Source organism: Pseudomonas sp. GW460-LB5, assembly GCF_059423245.1.
This window is the reverse complement of the sequence record NZ_JBWKXT010000063.1, coordinates 1-24,520: the sequence shown is the minus strand read 5'-3', so window position 1 is coordinate 24,520 and position 24,520 is coordinate 1. Positions and strand designations below refer to the sequence as shown.

The following is a 24,520-nucleotide window of genomic DNA, read 5'->3' as shown; positions in this document are numbered from 1 at the left end:
CGTAGGGAAGATTCTTCACATCCGGGTACACCTGCGCTCGCACTTACGTGACCCGCGGGCTTTCGCACACTGCAGCACGCCGGCGTTTCACCGGCATACCATTCCCACCTGTCAATGTTCGGCACCTTCCGTATGTGCCGTGCAACTGGAAAATTGCCCGACCGCGTGGTCTCCCAGGTGAATGGTGGAGGGGTCGGGGTCAGGTAAAGGCAGCCGCAAATCTCGAATGGCATCTAGCGTGCGCTGCGTTGGGTGCCAACCCCAACGAATAAAGAATGGTGTGAGATCGTGCTGCGCAGCCAGTGCGGTGGTAACCATGAAGTAATGGCGATATTGAGCATCACCCTGGCCGGAGTCACTATTGCCTCTTAAACGGGTTTCACGGTGCAGCCGATGAAAAAACGCGTCGCCGTAAGCGATCCGCAGTTGCTCCCACATGACAAGGCAGACGAACGGGCCATTATCTTCAAACTTTTTGTTCGGATCAGTATTGTTCAAGAAGGCATGAGCTTCGCTATCATAACGCACCGCGCTTGAAGGTTTGCCCTGCGAGCGCTCAACCGCAAGAGAAAATATATTGACGGAGTTTTCAGTCAACGCATTAGCGCTCCAGGCAATCTGGTGCTGCATATGACCCAACTCATGCCAGATTCCCCAGTCGCCGCGCACACCGTCGGGAGTCAGTAGCGACCTGCCGTATTGCGGTAAACTTATTCGATAGTGAGTGGCATTAGGGTTGCCACTTTCCTTCTCCGAGACCAATATGCGCAGCGGACTGGGTGGTTCTTGTTCCGCACCATAACCGATTGCACCGATTTCATTTTCTACTCTTAGAATTTCTTTGTATTCATCCAATACATCCGAGGGGTTGTTATTCCTATAGTCATAAGCCGTTTCCCACCATGCGGTTATAACAACTTTATCACTCATGAGCTGCACTGGCGCTCGTCCATCCCCCTTGGCATCCTCAAGCATCTGGTCCCACTGATCTACGGACGTTTCACCTTGTATGAATACAGGTACTCGATGTGAGTCAACAATACATTCAAAATTGATCGTTACCTCCTCGACGGTCGGGCCCAACCCATCAGGTACTAACCGCACCCATAACAACCCTCCTTCCGGATCAGTTACGGCCCCAGGGAATTCGCGCATTTCATAGGTACGAGGGCTTTCAGTCTCAGAGCCTTGGGTATTGAAGCCGGGAGTTCCGACGAGGAGTTGCATTTTCACATTTGCCCTTGGCGGAAGCGAGCATTGATAACGGACATGACCTCTGGGCTCGAGGAAGATGCCCGTGGGCTGAAAATCAGCATAACCAAACCAACGCCCAAAGATTCTTTTATCTGAATCCGTCGAAGGTAAAACTTTGAATTTCGTGAGTGCAGAAGAAACAGCAGGTTTTTCCTGGCCTGACAATATATTATTTTTCATCATTAACCCTCTCAACGGCTGCACCAAACAAGTACGATCAACCTTATGGCGGGCCCTGGAGGTGGTCAACTAGCAGAAATACTAGGCGTTATAAGCAGTCCACTACAGTCATAACGGCGTCAAACACTCCGGCGCATCCAGTTTCGGGTCATTGACGAAATTGGCCAAGGCCCGCTCTCGCAATGTTGCCGAGGGGCTGGCCAGCAACTCGTGCAAGCGGGTGATCGGCGTATCCGGGTCAAGCCACGCCGCCTGCGCGGCCTCGTCCAGTATCAGCGGCCGACGCTGGTTCATGGCTGCCTGGGTCACCACAGCACAGCTCAGCCACACTTGGTCCTGCACCGGATAGGCCTCCCACACCGCTGCAAAATACAGCGACGAGCCCTCCCCCGGGGTCAACCAGTACGGGCGTTTACGCACGCTGCCACGCCACTCGTAAAAGCCGTTGGCCGGCATCAGGCAGCGACGCTGGCGAAAGGCATCGCGAAACATCGGCTGCTCGGCCAGGGTTTCGGCGCGGGCGTGGGCAGGTGTGCGGGACAGGTCAGTGAGCCAGGCCGGGGTAAGCCCCCAGCGCGCCTTGGCCACTTGCTGCTGGCCCTCGAGCTGGCGCTGGATCAGCACCGAAGCCCCGGGTGAAATGTTCCATTGGGCCGGCTGGCCTTGGGGGAAGCCAGGCAGGCTGGCAAGCGCCTGGGGCCAGCGAAACAGGGCATAACGTCCACACATGGGCGAATTCAGAACCTAGCAGATCAAGGTACCGGGGAAGCTCTCCGGTTCGTCGCCAACCAGTGGCTGGGCATCATTGTACGCATCGATCAGCTGCCGTGCGTACTCGGCCTGCTCATCCGCCACCGCAAGCCCCAACAGACCTTGCAGGGGCAGTTCGCCTACGCCCCCCATCAAGTCACGGCCCACCAGCTGCACGTTGATGCCCTCACTGGCCAGCATACCGAGCAGCATTTCGGCCTCGAGCAGGTTTTCAGGTTCGTAGATCCGTCGCATCAGTCATTCTCACCGAAGACATCCAGCATCCATTCCTCGCCATGCACCTGCAGCAAGAAGCGGACAGGCTTGCAGCACACCTGACAGTCCTCGAAGTACTCCTGATCGCCACCGGACAGATCCACCGTGGTTTCGACTTCTTCGCCACAATAAGGGCAATCGTAGTTGGCAGTTTCCAGCATCGCGGCCTCCGGGGTGACTTATGCGTATAATTGCCGGTCTGTTTACAGGGCCTGTGTATGTCCGAGCCGTTTTTCGGAGCCCGCCCCTACCTATTACCCTAGCCGTTTCCAACAAGAGAGCATGATGGGCGAATTCGATGCCATCCGACCGTACGACGACGCTGAGGTCCCTGCCGTCCTGGCACGCCTGCTCAGCGACCCGGCATTCCTCGATATCCTCACCCACTTCCGCTTCCCGCGTGCGGCCGGTGCTCTCGGCTGGTTGCTCAAGCCGCTGATTGCCCGCCGCCTGCGCAAGGAGTTTGCCGGCGTCACCTGCGTTTCGACCTTGCAGGACAAAGTCGAGTACTACGTCGACCAGACCATCGACCGCGCCACCGACGGCGTTACTTATTCGGGCGTGGAACAGCTCAAGGCAGGCACCGCCTACCTGTTCCTGGCCAACCACCGTGACATCGTCATGGACCCGGCCTTTGTCAACTACGCGGTGTACCACGCAGGCTTGCCCACCCCGCGCATTGCCATTGGTGACAACCTGCTGCAAAAGCCCTTTGTCAGCGACATGATGCGCCTGAACAAAAGCTTCATCGTGCACCGCTCGATCAGCGGGCGCCGCGAGAAGCTGGCGGCTTACCAGTTGCTCTCGGCCTACATCAACCACTCGATCCGCAACGACGCCACATCGATCTGGATCGCCCAGGCCGAAGGCCGCGCCAAGGACGGTGACGACCGTACCGATTCGGCGATCCTCAAGATGTTCCACATGAGCCGTAAGGACGAGCCGTTCGGTGCGGTGATCCAGAGCCTCAACCTGACGCCGGTGTCGATCAGCTACGAATATGATCCGTGTGACCAGGCCAAGGCCCGCGAGCTGTACATCCGCGCCACTACCGGTACCTACACGAAGGCACCAGGCGAGGATGACAACAGCATCGCCAAGGGCATTACCGGCTACAAGGGCCGCGTGCACATCAACTTCACCGCGCCGGTGACCGCGTACCACGAGGATACCAAGCAGCTGGCAGCGGAAATCGACCGGCAGATCCTTGGCGGTTACCGCCTGTTCCCGGTGCACTACCTGGCCTATGCGATGTGGGAAGGCAAGGACGAAGCGTTGCAGGTGCCGAGTGCCGAGAAGGTGTTCCCGGCGGACGAGCTGGCCAAGGCCAAGGAAGAATGGCAGCGTCGGCTGGATGCCTGCCCCGAAGAGCAGCGGCCTTACCTGGTGCTGCAGTATGCGACGCCAGTGCGTAACCAGTACCAGGTCAGGCAGCAGGCACCTGTAGCCTGATCGATCCCGGGGGCTGCGTTGCAGCCCAATCGCGACACAAGGCCGCTCCCACAAGGAGTACGCAATTCCCTGTGGGAGCGGCCTTGTGTCGCGATGGGCCGCAACGCGGCCCCAATGGTTCTCAGACCCAGGTACTGAACCAGGACAACAGCAACGCCATCGCCAGGCACGAAAAACCAAGAATGTAGAAGTAGCGTGGCACCCGCAGGTCGAACGCGTCCACCACCCCCTCCTCCACAGCCATGTATTCGCGGGTCTCGGCCTCGCGTCGCCGGGCACTGTGCAGCAGCAACCCGCCGGGGCAGGTCAGCAGCAGCGCCAGCAGGTTGATCAACTTGGTGGGATGGGCGGCCAGAACCCCCCAGAGCACTTGCAAGGACATCACGCAACCTCGGTGTGAGAAGCGGCAAAGGCCCGCATTCTACCCAACTCGCTGCCCCGCGCCCGGTATGGGCGACAAACTGTCATTAAATTTCATCTGTCATCCGCTCGTCATCTGAACAGGCCACCCTGTCGGCCTTTCATGACCCGGAGCTTGTTCATGTTGCACGCCGAAAACCAGGACCGCCTCTACCTCGTTGCCCAGAGCGATGAACAACAGGCTTTGATCGATGGTTTTGCCATCAATGTGCAGGACCGCCAGTGGCTGGTCTACTGTGCGTTGGGCGGGCATGTGCATGAAGATTTGCCGGAGGTGGATGCCGGGACGGGCTTCAGCTTGCTGGATTTCTACGTAGAAGCAGCGTAAGCCTGAACCGGCCTCTTCGCGGGTGAACCCGCTCCCACAGGGACCGCACCGGATCCGAGGCCTGCGCTGGACCTGTGGGAGCGGGTTTACCCGCGAAGAGGCCAGCACAGGCAACAAAAAACCCGCTACCTGACACAGGGAGCGGGTTTTTTCATGCAGCCAAACGCTTACTGGCCCAGCACCTGCCCGATGGTCGGGTCTTTGAACAGGCGGGTCAGGGCATCGCTCAGCACATCGCCCACCAGCTGGGTGTTGGTGTCCTGGTTCGGCGCCATGCCGAAACGCTGGTCCAGCGAAGCGCCGTAACGGCCGCTGTAGCTACGGCCGCCATTGCGCACGTCGGCACGGAACGTGGCGCCGATGGTGGCCTCGGTCACGTACAGGTTGTCTTTGGGCGACTGATATTTCAGCTCGGCCAGGGTCACGGTCAGCTGGGGTGCACCAGAGGCGTTCGGCGTAGGGGTGAAGCCGAGCAGGCGCACAGCAGCTTCGGCCTGGGCCTGCAGCTTGGGCACCACGTCATTACCGCTGACGCTGATGGTGCTGGTCTCGGGGTACATGCCACCACGGGTACCCAAGGATTGCGAAGGCCGGCCGTCAACCACCCGGACCACGACCGGCTGGCCGTGGCCCACCGGGGCGAGCTGAGCCTTGAGCGTGGGTTGCGGGTTAAGTTGTTGCGGGCTGTGGGCACAACCGACCAGGCTGAGGCTGGCCACGGCGATCAAACCGAACAACAGACGTTGCAACATGCGCGTTTCTCCAGAAAATGCGGCAAAGGCCCACAGTATACCTAGCCAGGCACAGACCAGTCATCGGCCCGACCCGCTTGTCACAATCGTTTCATGGCCACGCCCTTATCCTTGCGCCAAGCCCTCACGCAAAGGACTCGCCGCCATGGCCTCGCTCTGGACTCTGCTCTTCCAACGCCCGCGCCACACCGCCTACGCCCGCCTCGATGCTCAAGGCAAATGCCTGGCCTTCAAGCAATGCAGCCAGGTACCGAGCGGCAGCGGCTGGGTCCAGGTCAGTGAAATCCAGCTGGCCTGGCTGGGTCGCGAACTGCCCGCCGACGCCAGGGTTTGCGCCCGCGCAAGCCGCCGCTGGCACCATCGCATCCTCGCGGCCTGACAAACGCTGCAATAAAAACCACGAATGGCGACATTTCTGCCCGCGACATCGCTATAATCTCCCCCCGATTATAAGGACGTCTCCTGATCGGGCCCCGCACTCGCCGATTGACCCCGGCAACTTCACCGCTTCGCCCACAGAGAGCCTTCCACTCAGGTCTTGCATCGGCTGTCGTGCCTGCTTTTCCGGCCCTTCACACTGCATGAACCTGCGGGTTGCCATCGCGCAGTCCCCTTTTGAGGTTCACGTCTCCAAAAGAGCGTGAAAAAACGGTTTTCACAACTTCACAAGAGTGTGGCGAGCAAATGAACAGTCTGGCATGTGCAAAAGCGGCAGATGTGTCCCGAACAGCCCTGAACAGGCGGCAACTGCGCTCATCCCGTATGAGTGTCTGAACCGTTCCATAACGCACGCACGACACCTTGACCATAAGTCGAATTGCCGCACCCGTGGCAAACGGCGTTCAATAGCTGAACCCGAAGACTGATTGGCGGTGTCCGCGGAAGTTGCAAGAACTGCGAAAAGTCGGACATGGCGACCCTGGCTACCCCAGGTCCTATGCTGTCAATTAGGTAGCTGTAGATTGTGGAGACGCGTTAAATGGCGCAGAACGAATCGGTTGATGTAGTACTGGTAGGCGCGGGCATCATGAGTGCCACCCTGGCCGTACTGCTGAAGGAGCTTGACCCGACCCTGAAGCTTGAGGTCGTCGAGGCGATGGACTCCGGAGCCGCGGAAAGCTCCAACCCCTGGAACAACGCAGGTACCGGCCACGCTGGTCTGTGCGAGCTTAACTACACGCCCCAGGCCGCCGATGGCAGCATCGACATCAAGAAGGCCGTGCACATCAACGCCCAGTTCGAGGTTTCGCGCCAGTTCTGGGCTTACCTGAGCAAGAAGGGCAACTTCGGCTCGGCGCGTGCATTCATCAACCCTGTCCCGCACCTGAGCTACGTCGAGGGTGACAAGGGTGTTTCCTTCCTCAAGAAGCGCTTCGAGCTGCTCAAGCAGCACCATGCCTTCGCCGAGATGGAATACACCGAAGACAAGGCGGTGATGAACGACTGGATGCCGCTGATGATGCCTGGCCGCCCAGCCGACCAGCACATTGCAGCTACCCGTGTAGCCAAAGGCACCGACGTCAACTTCGGCGCCCTGACCAACAAGCTGCTCAAGCTGCTGGGCGACTCGCCGGACGCGCAGGTGAAGTACAGCAAGAAGGTCGTCGGCCTGCGCCGTAACGGCAGCGGCTGGACCGTGAGCATCAAGGACGTCAACAGCGGCGGCAGCCGCGAAGTCGACGCTCCCTTTGTCTTCCTCGGTGCCGGTGGCGCGGCCCTGCCGCTGCTGCAGGCGTCCGGCATCCCGGAAAGCAAAGGCTTCGGCGGCTTCCCGGTCAGCGGCCAGTGGCTGCGTTGCGACAACCCGGAAATCGTCAAACAGCACCAGGCCAAGGTCTACAGCCAGGCCGCCGTGGGCGCCCCGCCGATGTCGGTACCGCACCTGGATACTCGCGTTGTGGACGGCAAGACTTCGTTGCTGTTCGGCCCGTACGCCGGTTTCACCACCAAGTTCCTCAAGCACGGTTCGCTGATGGACCTGCCGCTGTCGGTGCGCATGGGTAACATCGGCCCGATGCTGGCCGTGGCCCGTGACAACATGGACCTGACCAAGTACCTGGTCAGCGAAGTGATGCAGTCGATGGAGCAGCGCCTGGAAGCCCTGCGTCGCTTCTATCCGCAGGCCAAGGCCGAAGACTGGCGCCTGGAAGTGGCTGGTCAGCGCGTGCAGATCATCAAGAAGGACCCGAAAAAAGGCGGTGTGCTGCAGTTCGGTACCGAGCTGGTCTCGGCCCAGGACGGCAGCCTGGCCGCACTGCTCGGTGCCTCGCCAGGCGCTTCGGTGACCGTGTCGATCATGCTGGAACTGATCGAACGCTGCTTCCCCGAGCAGGCCAAGGGTGCCTGGGCTGCCAAGCTCAAGGAAATCTTCCCGGCGCGCGAGAAAACGTTGGCAACCGATGCTGCCCTGTACCACAAGATCAGTGCCGAAAACGACGTGGCGCTGGACCTGGTGGAAAGCAGCCCGGCGGCCAAGCATTACGCCTGAACCGACCGGTAACGAAAAAACGCCCCTCGGGGCGTTTTTTTGTGCCTGGATCTCTATCAACCGCGGGCGCGGTCGATGATCTCGATGTACTCAGGCGCATTGCGCTGGTCGGCGATCTGCTCAACGAAGGTTTTACCGTGCTCGTCCTTGCCATCCAGGTCCAGGCCAGCTTCGACAAAGAAGCCGACAAAGCGCTCGAAATCGTCTACGCGCAGCCCACGGTAGGCCTTGACCAGCTTGTGCAGCGACGGCGAGGTCACACCATCGGCCGGTTCGAACTGAAGGAACGACTTGATGTAGTCGTCGCTGATTTCGTCGCCGATTACCTGTTTCTTGTCTTTACGCATTGCCGACTCCAACTGGACCATCACGGGATTTCGAAGGCCGGCAGTTTACCCCTCGCAGGCCGCGTGCCTCAACGCGTACGTACGGTACCAGTGTGCAGGTCGGCCCAGATGTGACCATTGCCGTAGGTGAGAAACTGCACATACAAGGTTTCGTTGCGTAGCAGGTCCATGATCACCCGGTAGTCACTGACCGGGTAATTCAGGCTCAAGGTGCGGCTTTTTTCGTCATACACAGGCTTCTTCAGGCTCTTGGCCGCTTCGCCATCGAAGGTCAGCAGCACCTGGGCGATGGTCGCACCTTTGCTCAATGGCTTTCCCTTCAGGCGCACCTGCAACGAAGAGGTGATCGGGATAGGCTGCTGGTCGGACTGGCGCTGGGCCCCCACCACCACCGAGTAATCGGTCACTTGCAGCAGTTGCTGGCCGGTCGGCGCTTCCTGGCGCAGTGACTGGTCGTCAGGCGGCAGGAACTGGCTGTGCAGCGGTGCGGCGGCCAGTGGCAGGCTGACCGCCAACAGGAGGGGAAGAATCGCACGCATGTGAGGCTCCTTGAATGAAGGAGCACTCTAGCATGCAGGGCGGCGCTTGATTACAGCCCCTTGACGGCGAAAATGCCGTTGGCATTGCGCCAGTAGCCTTTGTAATCCATACCGTAACCGAAGATGTAGCGGTCGACACACGGCAGGCCCACGTAGTTGGCCTTGAGGTCCGGGCTGGCCTTGCGGTCGTGGTCCTTGTCGATCAGCACCGCGGTGTACACCGAGCGTGCGCCGGCATGCTTGCAGAACTCGATGATGGCGCTGAGGGTGTGGCCTTCGTCGAGGATGTCGTCGACGATCAGCACATCACGGTCGATGAACGACACTTCCGGCTTGGCCTTCCAGAACAGCTCACCGCCGCTGGTCTGGTTGCGGTAGCGGGTGGCGTGCAGGTACGAAGCTTCGAGCGGGAACTGCAAGTGGGTCAGCAGTTTGCCGGAGAAGATAAGGCCACCGTTCATCACGCAGAACACCACCGGGTTCTTGTCGTGCAGGTCCTTGCAGATCTGCTCGCCGACGTTGGCGATAGCCGCTTCGACTTCGGCTTCGGTGTACAGGCAGTCAGCTTCACGCATGACTTGACGGATGTGCTCGAGATCGGCGGACATGGCGCTCTCCGGGGGTGCATTTTGGAAAAGCGGGCAAAGGTACGCATCCGCTCGTCCCAGATCAAGCATTTATGGACTAACGTCCAAAATGACCAGACGACAGCACAGGTTGAATAGATTAATCTAGCGCGGTTTTTTTGCCCGCCTTTCGGAGCCCCCTATGCCCACTCGTGAGATCCGCCACCCGCTGATCCGCCACAAGCTCGGCCTGATGCGCCGTGCCGATATCAGCACCAAGAATTTTCGCGAACTCGCCCAGGAAGTCGGCGCGCTCCTGACCTATGAAGCCACCCAGGACCTGCCACTCGAAACCTACGAGATCGACGGCTGGTGTGGCAAGGTGCAAGTTGAAAAAATTGCCGGCAAGAAGATCACGGTAGTCCCCATCCTGCGCGCCGGCATCGGCATGCTCGACGGCGTGCTCAGCCTGATCCCGGGTGCCAAGGTCAGTGCCGTCGGCGTTGCCCGCAACGAAGAAACCCTCGAAGCCCATACCTACCTGGAAAAACTCGCGCCGGACATCAACCAGCGCCTGGCCCTGATCATCGACCCGATGCTGGCCACCGGCGGTTCGATGGTCGCCACCATCGACCTGCTGAAAAAGGCCGGCTGCAAAGAGATCCGGGCCATGGTCCTGGTCGCCGCGCCAGAAGGCATCGACGTGGTGGAAAAAGCCCACCCGGACGTGAAGATCTACACCGCCTCGATCGATCAGCGCCTGAACGAACACGGCTACATCGTGCCGGGCCTGGGCGATGCCGGTGACAAGATCTTCGGCACCAAGCAAAAGGACGCCTGACCATGCAGGACGGCTTCAACGACCCGCTCTGGCGCCAGGTCGTTTCGGGCGCGCAGATGCTCTTCGTGGCATTTGGCGCGTTGGTGCTGATGCCACTGATCACCGGCCTCGACCCGAACGTCGCGTTGTTCACCGCCGGCATCGGCACGCTGCTGTTCCAGCTGGTTACCGGCCGCCAGGTACCGGTTTTCCTGGCCTCCAGCTTTGCCTTCATCACCCCGATCATCCTCGCCAAGGGCCAGTTCGGCCTGGCCGAGACCATGGGCGGCGTGATGGCTGCAGGTTTCGTGTACACCTTCATGGGCCTGATGGTAAAAATCAAAGGCACCGGTTTTATCGACCGCATGCTGCCGCCTGTGGTGATCGGCCCGGTGATCATCTCCATCGGCCTGGCCATGGCACCGATTGCCGCCAACATGGCAATGGGCAAGGGTGGGGACGGCGTTGCGTTGATGCCCTACAAGACCGCCATGCTGATCTCCATGCCAGCCCTGCTGACAACCTTGATCGTCGCCGTGTTCGGCAAAGGTATTTTCCGCCTGGTCCCGATCATCTCCGGCGTGCTGGTGGGCTTTGCCCTGTCGTTCGCCTTTGGCGTGGTCGACACGGCCCGGATAGCCGCCGCACCGTGGCTGGAAATCCCCAATTTCACCGCACCGGCGTTCAACTGGCAGGCCATCCTGTTCATCGTCCCGGTTGCCCTGGCGCCGGCCATCGAGCACATCGGCGGGGTGATCGCGGTCGGTAGCGTGACCGGCCGTGACTACCTGAAAAAGCCTGGCCTGCACCGTACCTTGCTAGGTGACGGCCTGGCCACCACGGCAGCCGGCCTGTTCGGCGGCCCGCCAAACACCACCTACGCCGAAGTGACTGGCGCGGTGATGCTGACCAAGAACTACAACCCGAAGATCATGACCTGGGCGGCGGTCTTCGCCATTACCCTGGCGTTCATCGGCAAGTTCGGCGCGCTGCTGCAAAGCATCCCGGTGCCAGTGATGGGCGGTATTCTGTGCCTGCTGTTTGGTTCGATCGCTGCGGTGGGCATGAACACCATGATCCGCCACAAGATCGACCTGGCCGAAGCGCGCAACCTGGTGATCGTGTCGGTAACCTTGGTGTTTGGTATCGGCGGCGTGCTGATCGGCAGCGGTGACGGCCCGGACGACTGGGGCCTGAAGGGCATCGCCCTGTGCGCCATCGTGGCGATTGCCCTGAACCTGATCCTGCCGGGTAATGATGGATGGAAGCACAAGCAGCTGGATGATCACTTGCCTTGATCCGGCTTTAACCCGAACCGCCCCTATCGCCGGCAGGCCCGCCCCCACAGGTACACCACAGGCTTCAGATACTGTGTTGCTCCTGTGGGAGCGGGCTTGCCGGCGACAGGGCCGGTACAGGCAGCCGCAATGTCAGGCCTTTTCGCACATCTGCGCCAGCACCCTCACCCACTCCGGGTGATCATTCAGGCATGGCACCAGCACCAGCTCCCGCCCGCCAGCCTCCACAAACTGTTCGCTGCCCCGCATACCGATTTCTTCCAGCGTCTCGATGCAATCGGCCACGAACGCCGGGCACATCACCAGCAACTTTTTCACACCGGCCTTGGCCAGCTCATCCAGCCGCGTCTCGGTGTACGGTTCGATCCACTTGTCCCGACCCAGCCGTGACTGGAACGATACCGACCATTTGCCATCCGGTATGCCCATGCTCTGCGCAAAGGCTTTGGCCGTAGCCAGGCATTGCCCGCGGTAACACACCGCACGCACCTCGGCGGATGCACCGTGACAGCAATCGGCGGTACGCAGGTCGTGCTTGCTGCCCTTCGGAAACAGCTTCTTCAAGTGCCGCTCGGGCAAGCCATGGAAGCTCAGCAACAGGTGGTCGTAATCCTGTTCCAGGTAAGGCCGGGCGCTGGCAGCCAGCGCCTCGATGTATTCAGGGTGCTCGTAGAACGGCTGCAGCACGCGCATCTGCAGCGGCAGCTGGCGTTCGTTGACCACCTGTTTGGCCAGCTCGACCACAGTGGTCACGGTACTGTCGGCAAACTGTGGATAAAGCGGTGCCAAGGTCACCTTGCGCACGCCTTGAGCTGCCAGGCGTTCCAGCACTTCGGGCAAGGCTGGCTGGCCATAGCGCATGGCAATCTCCACCGGGCCATGGGGCCAGTGCTCGACCATTGCGGACTGCAAACGGCGGGTCAGCACCACCAGCGGCGAGCCTTCCTCCCACCAGATCGAGCCGTAGGCATGCGCCGACTGCTCCGGGCGTTTGAGCAGTATCAGCGACACCAGCAAGCGCCGCACCGGCCAGGGCAGGTCGACAACATACGGGTCCATCAGAAACTGGTTGAGGTAGCGGCGCACATCGGCAACCGAGGTGGATGCCGGAGAACCCAGGTTGACCAGCAGCAGGGCGTGATCGGTCATGCAGCGTCCTATGTCAGAGGCGGCTGGACAGGTCGTCCAGGGCCGATTGCAGATCGTTGAAACGGAAGGTGAAGCCAGCCGCCAGCAAGCGTACCGGGCGTGCCCGCTGGCCGCCCAGCAGCAAGGTCGACATCTCCCCCAGGCCAGCCTTGAGCAACAATGACGGCACCGGCAGCAGCGCCGGCCGATGCAGGGCCCGGCCCAGGCGCCTGGCGAACTCACGGTTACGCACCGGCTCCGGGGCGCAGGCATTATAAGGACCGCTGGCATCCTTTTGCTGCAAGAGAAAATCAATCAGGGCGACCTGATCGTCTATATGGACCCACGGCATCCATTGCCGCCCATCACCCAATGGCCCGCCCAGCCCCAGCTTGAAGGGCACGCGCAGGCGCGACAAAAAGCCGCCATCGCTGGCCAGCACCAGCCCGGTGCGCACCAGCACCACGCGGATCCCCTGTGCCAGGGAGCGCTGGGCCGTTTCTTCCCAGGCAATGCACAACTGGCTGGCGAAATCTTCGCGTACCGGTGGCGAAGCCTCGGTCAGCTCGCGTTCGCCACCGTCACCGTACCAGCCCACCGCAGACCCGGAGATCAGCACGTCCGGGCGTTGCTCACGGGTGCCCAACCAGGTCAGCAATTGCTCGGTCAGGGTGACCCGGCTAGCCCACAGCAGGTTGCGCCGGGCAGCCGTCCAGGGCCGATCGGCAATCGGCGCACCGGCCAGGTTGACCACCGCATCAAGGTGATCGTCCGCCTCCAGTTGCTCCAGCCGGGCGATGCCACGCACGCCACTGCCACATATTTTCGCCACCTGTTCAGGTCGCCGGCTCCAAACCGTAAGCCGGTGCCCCTGGCCAAGCCAGTACTGGCAAAGATGCTTGCCAATCAACCCGGTGCCGCCTGTCAGCAATATATGCATGGCTGTGTCCTCGCAGAATGCGGCGGTGGTCTATTTTTAACATCAAGGCACTTTTTTGACCCGACGCTCTCGGATAAACATAGGCCAACCTGACCGCCAAAGCGGTATAACCTTATACAGAATTTCTGGATTGTACAGGTTTGCCTGACAGCGTAGTCTGCTAACAGCAAGGTTTGAAGAGGCCATCATGACAGTACCTATTGCCATCATCGGGGCCGGTATCGCCGGCTTGTCAGCCGCCCAGGCCCTACAAAAGGCCGGGCAATCCGTGCATCTGTTCGACAAAGGCCACGGCAGTGGCGGGCGCATGGCCAGCAAGCGCAGCGAGGCCGGCGCGCTGGACCTCGGCGCCCAGTACTTCACTGCCCGGGACCGGCGCTTCGTCGAGCAGGTGCAACAGTGGGTTGCCGCCGGCTGGGCCGAGCAGTGGAAGCCACAGCTGTACAACTACCGTGATGGCGAGCTCACTCCCTCCCCTGACGAACAGACCCGCTGGGTAGGCGTGCCACGCATGAGCGCCATTACCCGTGGCCTGCTCAAGGATGTGACGGTGAACTTCGGCTGCCGTATCGCCGAGGTGTTCCGTGGCAAGCAATACTGGCACCTGCAAGACACCGAAGGCTGCAGCCATGGCCCTTACAGCCGGGTGGTGATTGCCGTGCCGGCACCGCAGGCCACGCCACTTCTGGCCTCCACCCCAAAACTTGCCGCGGTGGCTGCGGGCGTGCAAATGGAACCTGTGTGGGCGGTCGCCCTGGCCTTCCAGACACCTTTGGACACCCCGATGCAAGGCTGCTTCGTGCAGGACAACCCGCTTGACTGGCTGGCCCGTAACCGCAGCAAGCCCGGCCGCGATGAGCAACTCGATACCTGGGTGCTGCACGCCACGTCTGACTGGAGCCGGCAGCACATCGACCTGCCCAAGGAAGAAGTGATCGAACAGCTGTGGGGCGAGTTTGCCGAGCTGGTCGGCTGCGTGGTGCCGGCGCCTAACTTCGCCCTGGCCCACCGCTGGCTCTATGCGCGCCCCAGCAGCAATCACGAGTGGGGCGCACTGGCCGATGCTGACCAAGGCCTGTATGCCTGCGGCGACTGGTGCCTGTCCGGGCGAGTCGAAGGCGCGTGGCTCAGCGGCCAGGAAGCGGCGCGCAGACTGCTCGAACACCTGGAATGATTTAGCGCCATACACAAATTCTAGTTTGCATAACTTCCGGGCTGTGCTGGAATAAACCTGTACAAGATTTTAGACTCGTACAGGTTTACGGGAGACAGCCATGCACGACACTTCAGCCCACAGCAAGCCGCGTATCGCCATCAGCGCCTGCCTGACCGGGCACAGCGTGCGTTACAACGGCGGCCATAAGGCCTCAGACCTGTGCCGTACGCAACTGGACGCCCATTTCGACTGGCTGCCGGTGTGCCCGGAAGTTGCCATCGGCCTGGGCATACCGCGCGACCCGATCCGCCTGGTCGGCAATCCCGAACGACCGGAAGTGGTCGGTACCCGTAACCCAGGCATGGACCTGACCGGCCCGCTACGCAACTATGGCGAGCAGATGGCCGCCGAGCTCGACAGCATCTGCGGCTATATTTTCATGCAGAAATCGCCCTCTTGCGGCCTGGAGCGGGTCAAGGTGTATCAGGACAATGGCCACCCGGCCATCCAGGGGGGGCGCGGCGTGTATGCCCAAGCGTTCTGCGCAAGACGCCCGGACCTGCCTGTGGAAGAAGAAGGTCGCCTGCATGACCCGGTGCTGCGCGAGAACTTCATCAGCCGCGTGTACGCCTACGCCGACTGGCAGCGCCTGCTGGCCGAGGGCCTTAGCCGTGGAAGCCTGGTGCGCTTTCATTCGCGTTACAAATACCTGGTGATGGCCAACAACCCCCAGGCCTACCGCACCTTGGGCCGCCTGCTCGGCAGCATGAGCAAGGATGACGACCCACAAACCATCGGCCCACGCTACTTCAGCCAGCTGATGCAGGCCCTGAGACGCTGTGCCAGCCGCGGCACCCATTGCAATGTGCTGCAGCACATCAGCGGCTATTTCAAGGACAACCTCACGCAGCAAGACAAAGCCGAGCTGCAGACAATCATCAGCCAGTACCAGCAAGGCGTGGTGCCGCTGGTGGTACCGCTGACCCTGCTCAAGCACCATTTGCGCAAGCATCCAGACCCGTACCTGCTGCAACAGGCCTACCTGCAGCCGCACCCGGAAAGTCTGGGCTTGCGCAATGCAGTCTGAAACCTTGCTGCCCATCGGCGAACTTGCCCGTCGCACTGGGGTGAATCCGGTCACCCTGCGCGCCTGGGAGCGCCGGTATGGCCTGCTCAAGCCGCAGCGCACCGCCAAGGGGCATCGCCTGTATCCGCTGGATCAGGTGGAACGGGTCGAGGCAATCCTTGGCTGGCTGCAGCGTGGAGCATCGGTCGGCCAGGTACGCGAGCTGCTGGACAAACCCTCCGGCACACCGCCCAAAGGTGACTGGCAGGCCCGACAATTCCAGCTGGTCGAGGCCATTGCCAACCTGTCCCAGCGCGCCCTTGACCAGCAGCTCAACCAGGCCATGGCCCTGTACCCGGCCGTTACCCTGTGCGAACAACTGCTGCTGCCGCTGCTCGACCTCCTCGACCTGCGCTGGCGTAGTTACTTCAATGCGCAGCTGGAACAGGCGTTTTTCCACAGTTGGCTACGCAGCAAGCTAGGTGCCCGCGTCTACCATGACAACCAGCTGCTGCTGGGCCCTGCGGTGTTGCTGGTGGAAGACAGTGAACGTGTCTTCAGCCCCGGTTTATGGCTTTGCGCCTGGCTGTTCACCAGCAACGGGTTCCCGGTCGAGGTGCTGGAGCACCCCATTGCCGGCCCGCGCCGTCAGCACGCTCAGCCCCCGCGCCGTACTTCTGCACCTGGGGCCCCGCATCGATGGCAAGGCACTGCAACGCACCCTGCACAACCTGCCCATGCCAATCCTGGCCGGCGGCCCGACGCTGTTGCTGCATGAAGCGCAGCTGCGTGCCCTCAAGTTGCCCAACCTCGCCCTGTTCGACACCCCGCAAGTGGCATTGAGCTTGCTTCAAGCCCATGACCGCCTGCCTGTAGAGATGAATGCCCCATGCACCTGACCTGGCTGCGCAGTGACCTGCGCATCGATGACAACACCGCGCTCAGCGCCGCCACCGAGCGCGGGCCCACCATCGCCCTGTGGCTGATCAGCCCCGGGCAATGGCAGGCCCATGATGACGCCGCCTGCAAAGTCGATTTCTGGCTGCGCAGCCTGCGCGACCTGCGCCAATCGCTGGAAGGCCTGAATATCCCCCTGCTGATCCGCAAGATAGACACCTGGGAGCAGGCACCACAAGCCGTGCTGGAGGTATGCCGCCAACATCAGGTGGCAAGCGTTCACTGGAACGAAGAGTACGGCATCAACGAGCAGCGCCGCGATGATGCCACCCGCGCCCTGCTAGAAAAGTCGGGCATTCAGGCACACAGCCACCTCGACCAGCTGTTCTTCCGCCCGGGCACCATCCTCACCCGCAGTGGCGATTATTTTCAGGTTTTCAGCCAGTTCAAGAAAACCTGCCTGGAGCACCTGCATCGCAGCCTGCCCGCGTTGGCCCACCGGGTTAAGCGGCAGGCACCGCTGCACATCCCTGCCGACCCTGTTCCGCAACACGTGGACGGTTTTGAAACACCCGCCCGCGCCCTGCGTGAACACTGGCCAGCGGGTGAAGCGCAGGCGCAGGGGCGGCTGTCCCGCTTTCTCGACGAAGCCATTGATGACTACCAGCAACTGCGTGACCTGCCTGCCAAACCTGGTACCAGCCAGCTTTCGCCTTACCTGGCCGCCGGCGTGATATCGCCTCGCCAGTGCCTGCACGGTGCACTGGCCAGCAACCGGGGCGAATTCGACAGTGGCAGTACGGGCGTGCAGACCTGGATCAACGAGCTGCTCTGGCGCGAGTTCTACAAGCACATCCTGTGCGGTTACCCACAGGTCTCGCGACACCGTGCCTTCCGCGCCCAGACCGAAGCCCTGCCCTGGCGTGATGCACCGGCCGACCTTGAAGCCTGGGAACAGGGCCGTACGGGTTTCCCGATCATCGACGCCGCCATGCGCCAGTTGCTGCACACCGGATGGATGCATAATCGGCTGCGCATGATCGTGGCCATGTTCCTCAGCAAGAACCTGCTGATCGACTGGCGCAAGGGCGAGCGGCACTTCATGCGCCACTTGATAGACGGTGACCTGGCGGCCAACAATGGCGGCTGGCAGTGGAGCGCGTCCACCGGAACGGACGCAGTGCCCTACTTCCGTATCTTCAACCCGATTTCACAGTCTCAGCGTTTCGACCCTCAGGGGCATTTCATTCGGCACTGGCTGCCGGACCTACGTGACATAGATGAGAAAAATATCCATGAACCGATGAAATCCAGGGATCTATTTGCTACTAATTTGTATCACAGTCCTATGGTCGATCTCAGCAGCAGTCGCCAGCGTGCAATAGAAGCTTTCAAGGGCCTTCCCCGCCGGCAGGATTAGAGGACAACGTCTTGACTAACTCACGCAGTTTTTGGGTTACGGGCGCCAGCAATGGACTAGGTCTGGCTTTGGTGGAACGCTTGCTCGAACAGGGCCACCGCGTTGCCGCCAGTACGAAGGAAAGCGATGAACTGGAAAGATTGGCAGCACAACATGGTCGGCGTTTCTTGCGCCTGCCCTGGCAGTTGCATGCCGAGCCAAATGCAGCGGATGCCTGCCAGCAGATAGGCCATGCCTGGTGCTCGCTGGATGGTCTGATCATCAATGCCGGTACCAGCGATTATCTACCAGACGACGTAGCGGACAGCGACCTGTTCGAGGCGATCGTCACAAGCAACCAGCTGGCGGCTGAGCAGTGCCTTGGCCATGCCTTGCCCCTGCTGGCCAAGGGGGATTCACCGCAGGTGTTGGCAGTGTTCAACCGCTATTCGGCATTGCAATTGTATGCCCCGACGCAGGTAACTGCAGGCTGGAACAACCTGCCGCAGTGGATGCGTGAGCAGCGCCAGGCCTTGAAAGCTCAAGGGGTAGGCCTGACCATAGTAGGGCCACAGTCGCTCAAGGTAGCGGTGACGTCGGCGCAGGCGATACCGGAGCAATGGACGCCACAGAGCGTTGCTGAAGCGTTGTTGCGTCGGTGGCCGCAAGCTGAACCGGAACTGGTTCTGGAGGCGCTGGAACTCAGCAGCCTATGGCCGTTGACGCGCTAAGCCCCTGAAATCGGCGTTAGCCCCGCCCCCACAGAACGCACACCCTTTGAGGATCGTGCATTCCCTGTGGGAGCGGGTTCACCCGCGAAAAGGCCTGTGCAGGTGAACTCAGAGCGCCATGCGGTAGTGCAAGCTATAGCTCTCCACACCATCGTTAGGCTCTTTGATGCCCGCATTGGAATAATGGATCGCCCGCACCCCGATCTCATGCCCCCCTGCAAAGCGCAAACCAAAGCCGATGCGGTCCTCGAACTGGAATGCCGAGCCCAGCTCGTTGCTTTCCAGCTCGGTGCTGGAGAACGCGGCTACACCGATCCCCGCTTCGATGTAGGGCTTCACCGACTCCCCGGCAAATTCGTAAACGAACACTGGCGCGAACGACAAGCTATGGTTGCTCGCCGTCTCGTCGCCGTCCCAATACGTATAGGCCCCATCCCAATATCCGGTCAGCCGACCAACACTGGTCTGCCACCAGCTTGCGTCCCAGTTCGATTGCAGCCCTAGCCGGTAGACCATGGTCGAGTCACCGGTCTGCCCCACCGAAACCGAAATGTCGGCAGCCTGTGCCGACATTGCTTGACCCAAAGTAAAGGCGGCAGCCGCCGCCAAGCCGAGCAGTTTCCTCATGAGAAACATCCTTCTTCCTGATGCTGTTATTAGTGTCCGCCTCAATCAGGCAAGCGGTAGAAAGCAGAAGTGGAACGATAGTTCAGCTGTTTTTCACGTTTTTTTCACAACGCAAAGCTTTGCACATCGTCGGACTTATGCCACAGCACAGGCAGGATTTTTCGGAGGAATTCTGGGTCAGCGCTGGTCCAGAAGCGGGTGTCGCCGGCCGGGCCTTCGGCTAACAGGTCATTGGCACCCAGCAGCCTTTGCAGTTGACGCGCCACAGCGGCGCCGGTGTCGATGATCGCCACGTCCGCTGGCACCAGGTCGGCCAGTAACGGGCGCAAGAAGGGGTAATGCGTGCAACCGAGGATCAGCGTATCGCAGCCGGCGGCCAGCAACGGCTGCACATAGCCAAGCAGCATCTGGCGAAGCGCCGGGCTGGCCAGGTCACCGGTCTCGATCAGCTCGACCAGCCCAGGGCATGGCTGAGTAATCACCTGGACGTCATTGGCGAAGCGGTCCAGCAGCGCTGCAAACTTGGCACTTTGCAAGGTACCGGTAGTTGCCAGTACACCGACCACGCCCGAGCGGGTGGCGGCAGCAGCAGGCTTCACGGCCGGCTCCATGCCCACCAGCGGCCAAGTCGGGTACAGCTCGCGCAAGTCAGCCACCGCCGCCACCGTGGCGGTGTTACAGGCCAGGACCATGGCTTTGGCGCCTTGTGCCTGGAAGAACCCGGCAATATGCCGGCAGCGCTCGCGTATATAGTCCGGCGACTTCTCACCGTAAGGCACATGGCCGCAGTCGGCCACATACAGCAGCGTCTCGTTGGGCAGCAGGCGCTGGATTTCGGCGAGTACCGACAAACCGCCGACCCCCGAGTCCATCACGCCGACCGGCGCCGAACGCTCAGCCATCGCGCTTGCCGCAAACTGCGCAAGCCGGGTCGCGCTTGACGCGCAGCTCACGGATACGGGTGCCGAGAGCATCGATCAACAGCAGACGACCCACCAGCGGTTCGCCGAAGCCGGCCAGCAGCTTCATTGCCTCCAGCGCTTGCAGGCTGCCCACCAAACCCACCAGCGGGCCGATCACGCCAGCTTCGCTGCAGGTCAGTTCATCGTCACTGCCATGCCCGTACAGACAGTGGTAGCAGGGGCTGTAGTCGCGCCGAGGGTCAAACACCGACAACTGCCCTTCAAGGCGGATCGCCGCGCCGCTCACCAGTGGTTTGCCAGCAGCCATACAGGCCGCGTTGACCGCTTCACGAGTAGCGAAATTGTCGGAGCAGTCCAGCACCAGGTCGACTGCCGCCACAGCGGCAGCCAGCGAATCTTCGTCCAGGGCTTGGCGATGGGCAACCAGACCGATCTCCGGGTTTATTGCCTGCAAGCGCTGCAAGGCCGAATCGACCTTGCTCATGCCGACGCTGGCACTGTCGTGAATCACCTGGCGTTGCAGGTTGGTCAGGTCGACGGTGTCGAAGTCGGCCAGGTGCAGCTCACCCACCCCGGCGGCAGCCAGGTACAGTGCCACCGGGGAGCCCAGGCCGCCAAGGCCGACAATCAGTGCCTTGCTCTGCTTGAGCCGTAACTGGCCGTCGATGTCGATCTGGGCCAGCAATACCTGCCGGCTGTAACGCAGAAGTTCCTGATCACTCAGCATGGCAGGCGCCCCAGGGTAATGCGTTCATGGCCGCCCAGGTCCGTTCGGCTGGCGACCTCGATAAAGCCTTGCTCAGCCAGCAAAGCGCGTACCGCCGCTGCCTGGTCGTAGCCATGTTCCAACAGCAACCAGCCACCGGGCAACAGGTGCGCGGGGGCCTGGGCAACGATCACGCGCAGGTCGTCCAGGCCATCGGCACCGGCCACCAGTGCACTGCTGGGCTCGAAGCGCACGTCACCGGCCACCAGGTGTGGGTCTGCGGCGGCAATATAGGGGGGGTTGCTGACAATCAGGTCGAAACGCTCGCCGGCCAGGCTGTCGAACCAGTGGCTTACCCGCACCTGCGCGTTGCTCAGGCCCAAACGTTGGCGGTTGCGCTCGGCCAGGGCAGCGGCTTCTTCCACCCGGTCAACTGCAGTCAGCTGCCAGGCCGGGCGATCGCTGGCCAGGGCCAGGGCAATCGCACCGGTACCGGTGCCCAGGTCAAGGACCTTGGCCGGCGAGGCGGGTTGCAGCTCGAGGGCAGTCTCGACCAACAGCTCGGTATCCGGCCGCGGGATCAGGGTATGCGGCGCCACTTCCAGGTCGATCGTCCAGAAGCCCTGCTGCCCGAGGATGTAAGCGACCGGCTCGCCGCCACGGCGGCGCTGAAGGTAACCGGCGTAAGTCTGGGCATCCTCGCTGCTGACGATTCGCTCAGGCCAGGTGTGCAGGTAGCTGCGCGACTTGCCGATGGCAGCAGCCAGCAGCAATTCGGCATCCAGCCGCTCGGTGGGCGACTCGGGCAGCTGCGCGTTGCGCAGCAAGCTGGCGATGATGGTCATCAGTCCCCCAGGGCAGCCAGTTGATCGGCCTGGTATTCGGCCAGCAGCGGTTCGATCACTGCGTCCACGCCACCGCTGAGGATGTCGTCCAGCGAGTACAAGGTCAGGTTGATACGGTGATCGGTTACCCGACCCTGTGGATAATTGTAGGTGCGGATGCGCTCGGAACGGTCACCGGACCCCACCAGCAGTTTGCGCTCGCTGGCAATGGCATTCTGTGCTGCGCTGGTCTGCATGTCGTTGAGCTTGGCCGACAGCCAGGACATGGCACGGGCGCGGTTCTTGTGCTGCGAACGCTCTTCCTGGCACTCGACCACGATACCGGTGGGCAAGTGGGTAATACGGATCGCCGAGTCGGTCTTGTTCACGTGCTGACCACCCGCGCCCGATGCACGGTAGGTGTCCACGCGCAGATCGGCCGGGTTGATTTCGATGGCTGCTTGTTCGTCCGGCTCGGGCAGCACCGCCACTGTGCAGGCGGAGGTGTGCACGCGGCCTTGGGATTCGGTTTCCGGCACGCGCTGAACACGGTGTGCGCCAGACTCGAACTTGAGCTTGCCGTACACGTGCTCACCCTCGACACGGGCGATGATTTCTTTGTAGCCGCCGTGCTCGCCTTCGTTCTCGGACAAGATCTCCAGGCGCCAGCCGCGTTTTTCGGCGTAGCGCGAATACATGCGGAACAGGTCGCCAGAGAAGATGGCCGCCTCGTCGCCACCCGTACCGGCGCGAATTTCGAGGAACACGTTGCGGCCGTCGTTGGGGTCTTTGGGCAGCAGCATGCGTTGCAGCTTCGCCTCCAGCGTCAGCAGCTGTTCCTTGGCTTCACGCACTTCTTCCACGGCCATTTCACGCAGGTCCGGGTCGCTGTCCTTGAGCAATGCCTGGGCGCCCTCAAGGTCACCCTGGACTTTGCACCACTCTTTATAAGCAGCGTAGACCGGCTCGACCTCGGCATATTCACGGGAATACGCGCGAAAGCGCGTCTGGTCGGAAATGACCTCAGCATCACCGAGCAGTGCGGTGAGCTCTTCGAAGCGGTCCTGGAGGATATCCAGTTTGTTCAGCAGCGACGCTTTCATTGCGGGGATTTGTCCGTGGAGCCCTCGTTGAGGGCAAAGAGTTCCTGGGCCATGGCCAGCGCATCAAGGCGGCCCTCGGCCGAGAGCTTTTTCAACTGCACGCTGGGCGCATGCAGGAGTTTGTTGGTCAGCCCCCGGGCCAGTTGGGCCAGTACGTCCTCGGGGTTGCCGCCGTTGGCCAGCAGGCGCTGGGCCTTTTGCAATTCGTCGTCACGCAGGCGCTCGCTCTGCTGGCGGTAGGCCTTGAGCACGTCCACCGCCGCCAGTTCACGCAGGCGCAGCATGAAATCCTCGGCGCCCACCGAGACCAGTTCTTCAGCCGCCTGGGCTGCGCCCTGGCGGCTCTTGAGGTTTTCCGCCACCACGTCATGGAGGTCATCGACAGTGTACAGGTACACGTCGTCCAGCTCGCCGACTTCAGGTTCGATGTCGCGCGGCACGGCAATGTCGACCATGAAGATCGGCTTGTGCCGGCGCTGTTTCAGCGCACTCTCGACCGCGCCCTTGCCCAGGATGGGCAACTGGCTGGCGGTGGAACTGATGACGATGTCGCTGTTGGCCAGTTCCTGGGGGATGTCGGCCAGCAGTACGGCGTGTGCGCCAAACTGCTCGGCCAGGGTACTGGCCCGCTCCAGGGTACGGTTGGCCACGACGATACGCCGCACGCCTTGCTCATGCAGGTGGCGGGCGACCAGGGTGATGGTTTCGCCGGCACCGATCAACAAGGCCTGGCTGCGGCCCAGGTCGCTGAAAATCTGTTTGGCCAGGCTGACTGCGGCAAACGCCACCGATACCGGGTTTTCACCAATGGCGGTGTCGGTGCGCACCTGCTTGGCGGCGCTGAAGGTGGCCTGGAACAGGCGCCCGAGCAACGGGCCGACGGTGCCGGCCTCCCGCGCCACGGCGTAGGCTGACTTCATCTGGCCGAGGATCTGCGGCTCGCCGAGCACCAGCGAGTCCAGGCCCGAAGCCACGCGCATCATGTGCTTAACGGCATCATGCTCTTCATGCACGTAGGCACTGGCGCGCAACTCGTCCAGGCTGAGGCGGTGATAGTCGGCCAGCCATTGCAGCACGGCGTCGGCAGACAAGTGGTCCTGCTCTATATAGAGCTCGCTGCGGTTGCAGGTCGACAGGATCGCCGCTTCGCGGCTGGAAGTCAGCCGGCAGAGCTGCTGCAGGGCGTCTACCAGCTGCTCTGGGGTAAACGCCACGCGCTCGCGTACGTCTACCGAGGCAGTCTTATGGTTGATACCAAGTGCAAGAAAGGCCATGCAAGGTCGCTGGTTGTGACGGGAAGCCGATAATTGTCCTCTTTCACAGGTATTAGAACAACCACCGTTCGCTATTGCGCTGATAGCGCTGCGGCTATCGCCGCTCGCGGGCCAGCATGAGCGTTGATTTCAGCTTTCATTCCCGCTTTTGATCTGCTTTTGATCTGCTTTTGATCTGGCTTTTGATCTGCTTTTGATTTTCGCGACTTCAGGAGGCCGAACGCAGGCCTTGCGAAGGGAGGTGACGGGCATGGATGCCCGTCAAGCGCTGGGCCC

27 protein-coding genes and 1 pseudogene are annotated in these 24,520 nt (G+C 61.5%); 11 read left to right on the top strand and 17 right to left on the bottom strand.

What is annotated here, in order from left to right:
* Positions 1-111: 111 nt before the first annotated feature.
* From AC07XM_RS26610 to AC07XM_RS26595, 4 genes are all read right to left on the bottom strand, one after another.
* Positions 112-1,437, bottom strand: a complete 1,326-nt coding sequence (locus AC07XM_RS26610; RefSeq protein ID WP_102689956.1) for a M60 family metallopeptidase — start codon at positions 1,435-1,437, stop codon at positions 112-114.
* 105 nt (positions 1,438-1,542) lie between these two features.
* Positions 1,543-2,163, bottom strand: a complete 621-nt coding sequence (locus tag AC07XM_RS26605; RefSeq protein WP_102689955.1) for an SOS response-associated peptidase — start codon at positions 2,161-2,163, stop codon at positions 1,543-1,545.
* A gap of 15 nt (positions 2,164-2,178) precedes the next feature.
* Positions 2,179-2,439, bottom strand: a complete 261-nt coding sequence (locus tag AC07XM_RS26600) for a putative signal transducing protein (protein WP_016484890.1) — start codon at positions 2,437-2,439, stop codon at positions 2,179-2,181.
* Entirely contained in the window at positions 2,439-2,621 is a 183-nt protein-coding gene (locus AC07XM_RS26595; protein ID WP_016484889.1) for a CPXCG motif-containing cysteine-rich protein, read from the bottom strand. The genes AC07XM_RS26600 and AC07XM_RS26595 overlap by 1 nt, the downstream gene beginning before the upstream one ends.
* 121 nt (positions 2,622-2,742) lie before the next feature.
* Between AC07XM_RS26595 and AC07XM_RS26590 the strand changes: the two genes are divergently transcribed.
* Entirely contained in the window at positions 2,743-3,912 is a 1,170-nt protein-coding gene (locus AC07XM_RS26590; protein ID WP_080640993.1) for a 1-acyl-sn-glycerol-3-phosphate acyltransferase, read from the top strand.
* A gap of 121 nt (positions 3,913-4,033) precedes the next feature.
* On the opposite strand, the gene AC07XM_RS26585 is transcribed toward AC07XM_RS26590, so the two are convergent.
* Positions 4,034-4,294, bottom strand: a complete 261-nt coding sequence (locus AC07XM_RS26585; RefSeq protein WP_102689954.1) for a hypothetical protein — start codon at positions 4,292-4,294, stop codon at positions 4,034-4,036.
* Between the two features lie 159 nt (positions 4,295-4,453).
* On the opposite strand from AC07XM_RS26585, the gene AC07XM_RS26580 reads away from it, so the two are divergent.
* Entirely contained in the window at positions 4,454-4,660 is a 207-nt protein-coding gene (locus AC07XM_RS26580; RefSeq protein WP_016501484.1) for a hypothetical protein, read from the top strand.
* Positions 4,661-4,827: 167 nt separating this feature from the next.
* On the opposite strand, the gene AC07XM_RS26575 is transcribed toward AC07XM_RS26580, so the two are convergent.
* Positions 4,828-5,412: a YajG family lipoprotein gene (locus AC07XM_RS26575; RefSeq protein ID WP_016484885.1), complete on the bottom strand. Its 585-nt coding sequence runs from the start codon at positions 5,410-5,412 to the stop codon at positions 4,828-4,830.
* Positions 5,413-5,557: 145 nt separating this feature from the next.
* On the opposite strand from AC07XM_RS26575, the gene AC07XM_RS26570 reads away from it, so the two are divergent.
* Positions 5,558-5,791 carry a hypothetical protein gene (locus AC07XM_RS26570; protein WP_016484884.1) on the top strand — a complete coding sequence of 78 codons (234 nt, stop codon included), beginning with the start codon at positions 5,558-5,560 and terminating at the stop codon, positions 5,789-5,791.
* 600 nt (positions 5,792-6,391) lie between these two features.
* Positions 6,392-7,900 (top strand): malate dehydrogenase (quinone), encoded by a 1,509-nt coding sequence (mqo, locus tag AC07XM_RS26565; protein WP_102689953.1) that lies wholly within the window; start codon positions 6,392-6,394, stop codon positions 7,898-7,900.
* A gap of 56 nt (positions 7,901-7,956) precedes the next feature.
* On the opposite strand, the gene AC07XM_RS26560 is transcribed toward mqo, so the two are convergent.
* From AC07XM_RS26560 to AC07XM_RS26550, 3 genes are all read right to left on the bottom strand, one after another.
* On the bottom strand, positions 7,957-8,247 hold the full coding sequence (locus AC07XM_RS26560; protein ID WP_016484882.1) for a PA4642 family protein: 291 nt from the start codon (positions 8,245-8,247) through the stop codon (positions 7,957-7,959).
* 68 nt (positions 8,248-8,315) lie between these two features.
* Positions 8,316-8,786 carry a hypothetical protein gene (locus AC07XM_RS26555; RefSeq protein ID WP_016484881.1) on the bottom strand — a complete coding sequence of 157 codons (471 nt, stop codon included), beginning with the start codon at positions 8,784-8,786 and terminating at the stop codon, positions 8,316-8,318.
* A gap of 50 nt (positions 8,787-8,836) precedes the next feature.
* Positions 8,837-9,394, bottom strand: a complete 558-nt coding sequence (locus tag AC07XM_RS26550) for a hypoxanthine-guanine phosphoribosyltransferase (protein ID WP_012270498.1) — start codon at positions 9,392-9,394, stop codon at positions 8,837-8,839.
* 160 nt (positions 9,395-9,554) lie between these two features.
* On the opposite strand from AC07XM_RS26550, the gene upp reads away from it, so the two are divergent.
* A complete protein-coding gene (gene upp / locus AC07XM_RS26545) occupies positions 9,555-10,193 on the top strand; it encodes a uracil phosphoribosyltransferase (RefSeq protein WP_016484880.1) in 639 nt (212 codons plus the stop codon).
* 2 nt (positions 10,194-10,195) lie between these two features.
* Complete coding sequence (locus AC07XM_RS26540; protein WP_016484879.1) at positions 10,196-11,470, top strand: uracil-xanthine permease family protein; 1,275 nt, start codon at positions 10,196-10,198, stop codon at positions 11,468-11,470.
* Positions 11,471-11,602: 132 nt separating this feature from the next.
* On the opposite strand, the gene hemH is transcribed toward AC07XM_RS26540, so the two are convergent.
* Positions 11,603-12,619, bottom strand: coding sequence for a ferrochelatase (hemH, locus tag AC07XM_RS26535; protein ID WP_016484878.1), 1,017 nt, complete (start codon positions 12,617-12,619; stop codon positions 11,603-11,605).
* A gap of 13 nt (positions 12,620-12,632) precedes the next feature.
* Positions 12,633-13,538, bottom strand: coding sequence for a TIGR01777 family oxidoreductase (locus tag AC07XM_RS26530; protein WP_016484877.1), 906 nt, complete (start codon positions 13,536-13,538; stop codon positions 12,633-12,635).
* A 187-nt stretch (positions 13,539-13,725) separates the two neighbouring features.
* Between AC07XM_RS26530 and AC07XM_RS26525 the strand changes: the two genes are divergently transcribed.
* The 5 genes and pseudogenes from AC07XM_RS26525 (at position 13,726) to AC07XM_RS26505 (ending at position 18,787) form a co-directional block, all read left to right on the top strand.
* Positions 13,726-14,712 (top strand): NAD(P)/FAD-dependent oxidoreductase, encoded by a 987-nt coding sequence (locus AC07XM_RS26525; RefSeq protein WP_016484876.1) that lies wholly within the window; start codon positions 13,726-13,728, stop codon positions 14,710-14,712.
* Between the two features lie 100 nt (positions 14,713-14,812).
* A complete protein-coding gene (locus AC07XM_RS26520) occupies positions 14,813-15,781 on the top strand; it encodes a YbgA family protein (RefSeq protein WP_016484875.1) in 969 nt (322 codons plus the stop codon).
* Positions 15,771-16,659 (top strand): annotated as a pseudogene (locus AC07XM_RS26515) (MerR family transcriptional regulator). The gene AC07XM_RS26520 and the pseudogene AC07XM_RS26515 overlap by 11 nt, the downstream one beginning before the upstream one ends.
* On the top strand, positions 16,650-18,077 hold the full coding sequence (phrB, locus tag AC07XM_RS26510) for a deoxyribodipyrimidine photo-lyase (protein WP_060517697.1): 1,428 nt from the start codon (positions 16,650-16,652) through the stop codon (positions 18,075-18,077). Before AC07XM_RS26515 ends, phrB begins: the two are co-directional and overlap by 10 nt.
* A gap of 11 nt (positions 18,078-18,088) precedes the next feature.
* The gene (locus AC07XM_RS26505; RefSeq protein WP_023047683.1) at positions 18,089-18,787 is read left to right on the top strand and encodes an SDR family oxidoreductase; all 699 of its coding nucleotides are present in this window, start codon (positions 18,089-18,091) and stop codon (positions 18,785-18,787) included.
* A 108-nt stretch (positions 18,788-18,895) separates the two neighbouring features.
* Here AC07XM_RS26505 and AC07XM_RS26500 read toward each other — a convergent pair whose 3' ends face one another.
* The 6 genes from AC07XM_RS26500 to hemA form a co-directional block, all read right to left on the bottom strand.
* The gene (locus AC07XM_RS26500; RefSeq protein ID WP_024717663.1) at positions 18,896-19,414 is read right to left on the bottom strand and encodes an acyloxyacyl hydrolase; all 519 of its coding nucleotides are present in this window, start codon (positions 19,412-19,414) and stop codon (positions 18,896-18,898) included.
* 104 nt (positions 19,415-19,518) lie between these two features.
* Entirely contained in the window at positions 19,519-20,316 is a 798-nt protein-coding gene (gene murI / locus AC07XM_RS26495; RefSeq protein ID WP_016484870.1) for a glutamate racemase, read from the bottom strand.
* Positions 20,309-21,064: a molybdopterin-synthase adenylyltransferase MoeB gene (locus AC07XM_RS26490; protein WP_016484869.1), complete on the bottom strand. Its 756-nt coding sequence runs from the start codon at positions 21,062-21,064 to the stop codon at positions 20,309-20,311. The genes murI and AC07XM_RS26490 overlap by 8 nt, the downstream gene beginning before the upstream one ends.
* Complete coding sequence (prmC, locus tag AC07XM_RS26485) at positions 21,058-21,888, bottom strand: peptide chain release factor N(5)-glutamine methyltransferase (protein ID WP_016484868.1); 831 nt, start codon at positions 21,886-21,888, stop codon at positions 21,058-21,060. The genes AC07XM_RS26490 and prmC overlap by 7 nt, the downstream gene beginning before the upstream one ends.
* Entirely contained in the window at positions 21,888-22,970 is a 1,083-nt protein-coding gene (gene prfA / locus AC07XM_RS26480; RefSeq protein ID WP_016484867.1) for a peptide chain release factor 1, read from the bottom strand. The genes prmC and prfA overlap by 1 nt, the downstream gene beginning before the upstream one ends.
* Entirely contained in the window at positions 22,967-24,244 is a 1,278-nt protein-coding gene (gene hemA / locus AC07XM_RS26475; RefSeq protein ID WP_016484866.1) for a glutamyl-tRNA reductase, read from the bottom strand. Before hemA ends, prfA begins: the two co-directional genes overlap by 4 nt.
* Between the last annotated feature and the right edge of the window lie 276 nt (positions 24,245-24,520).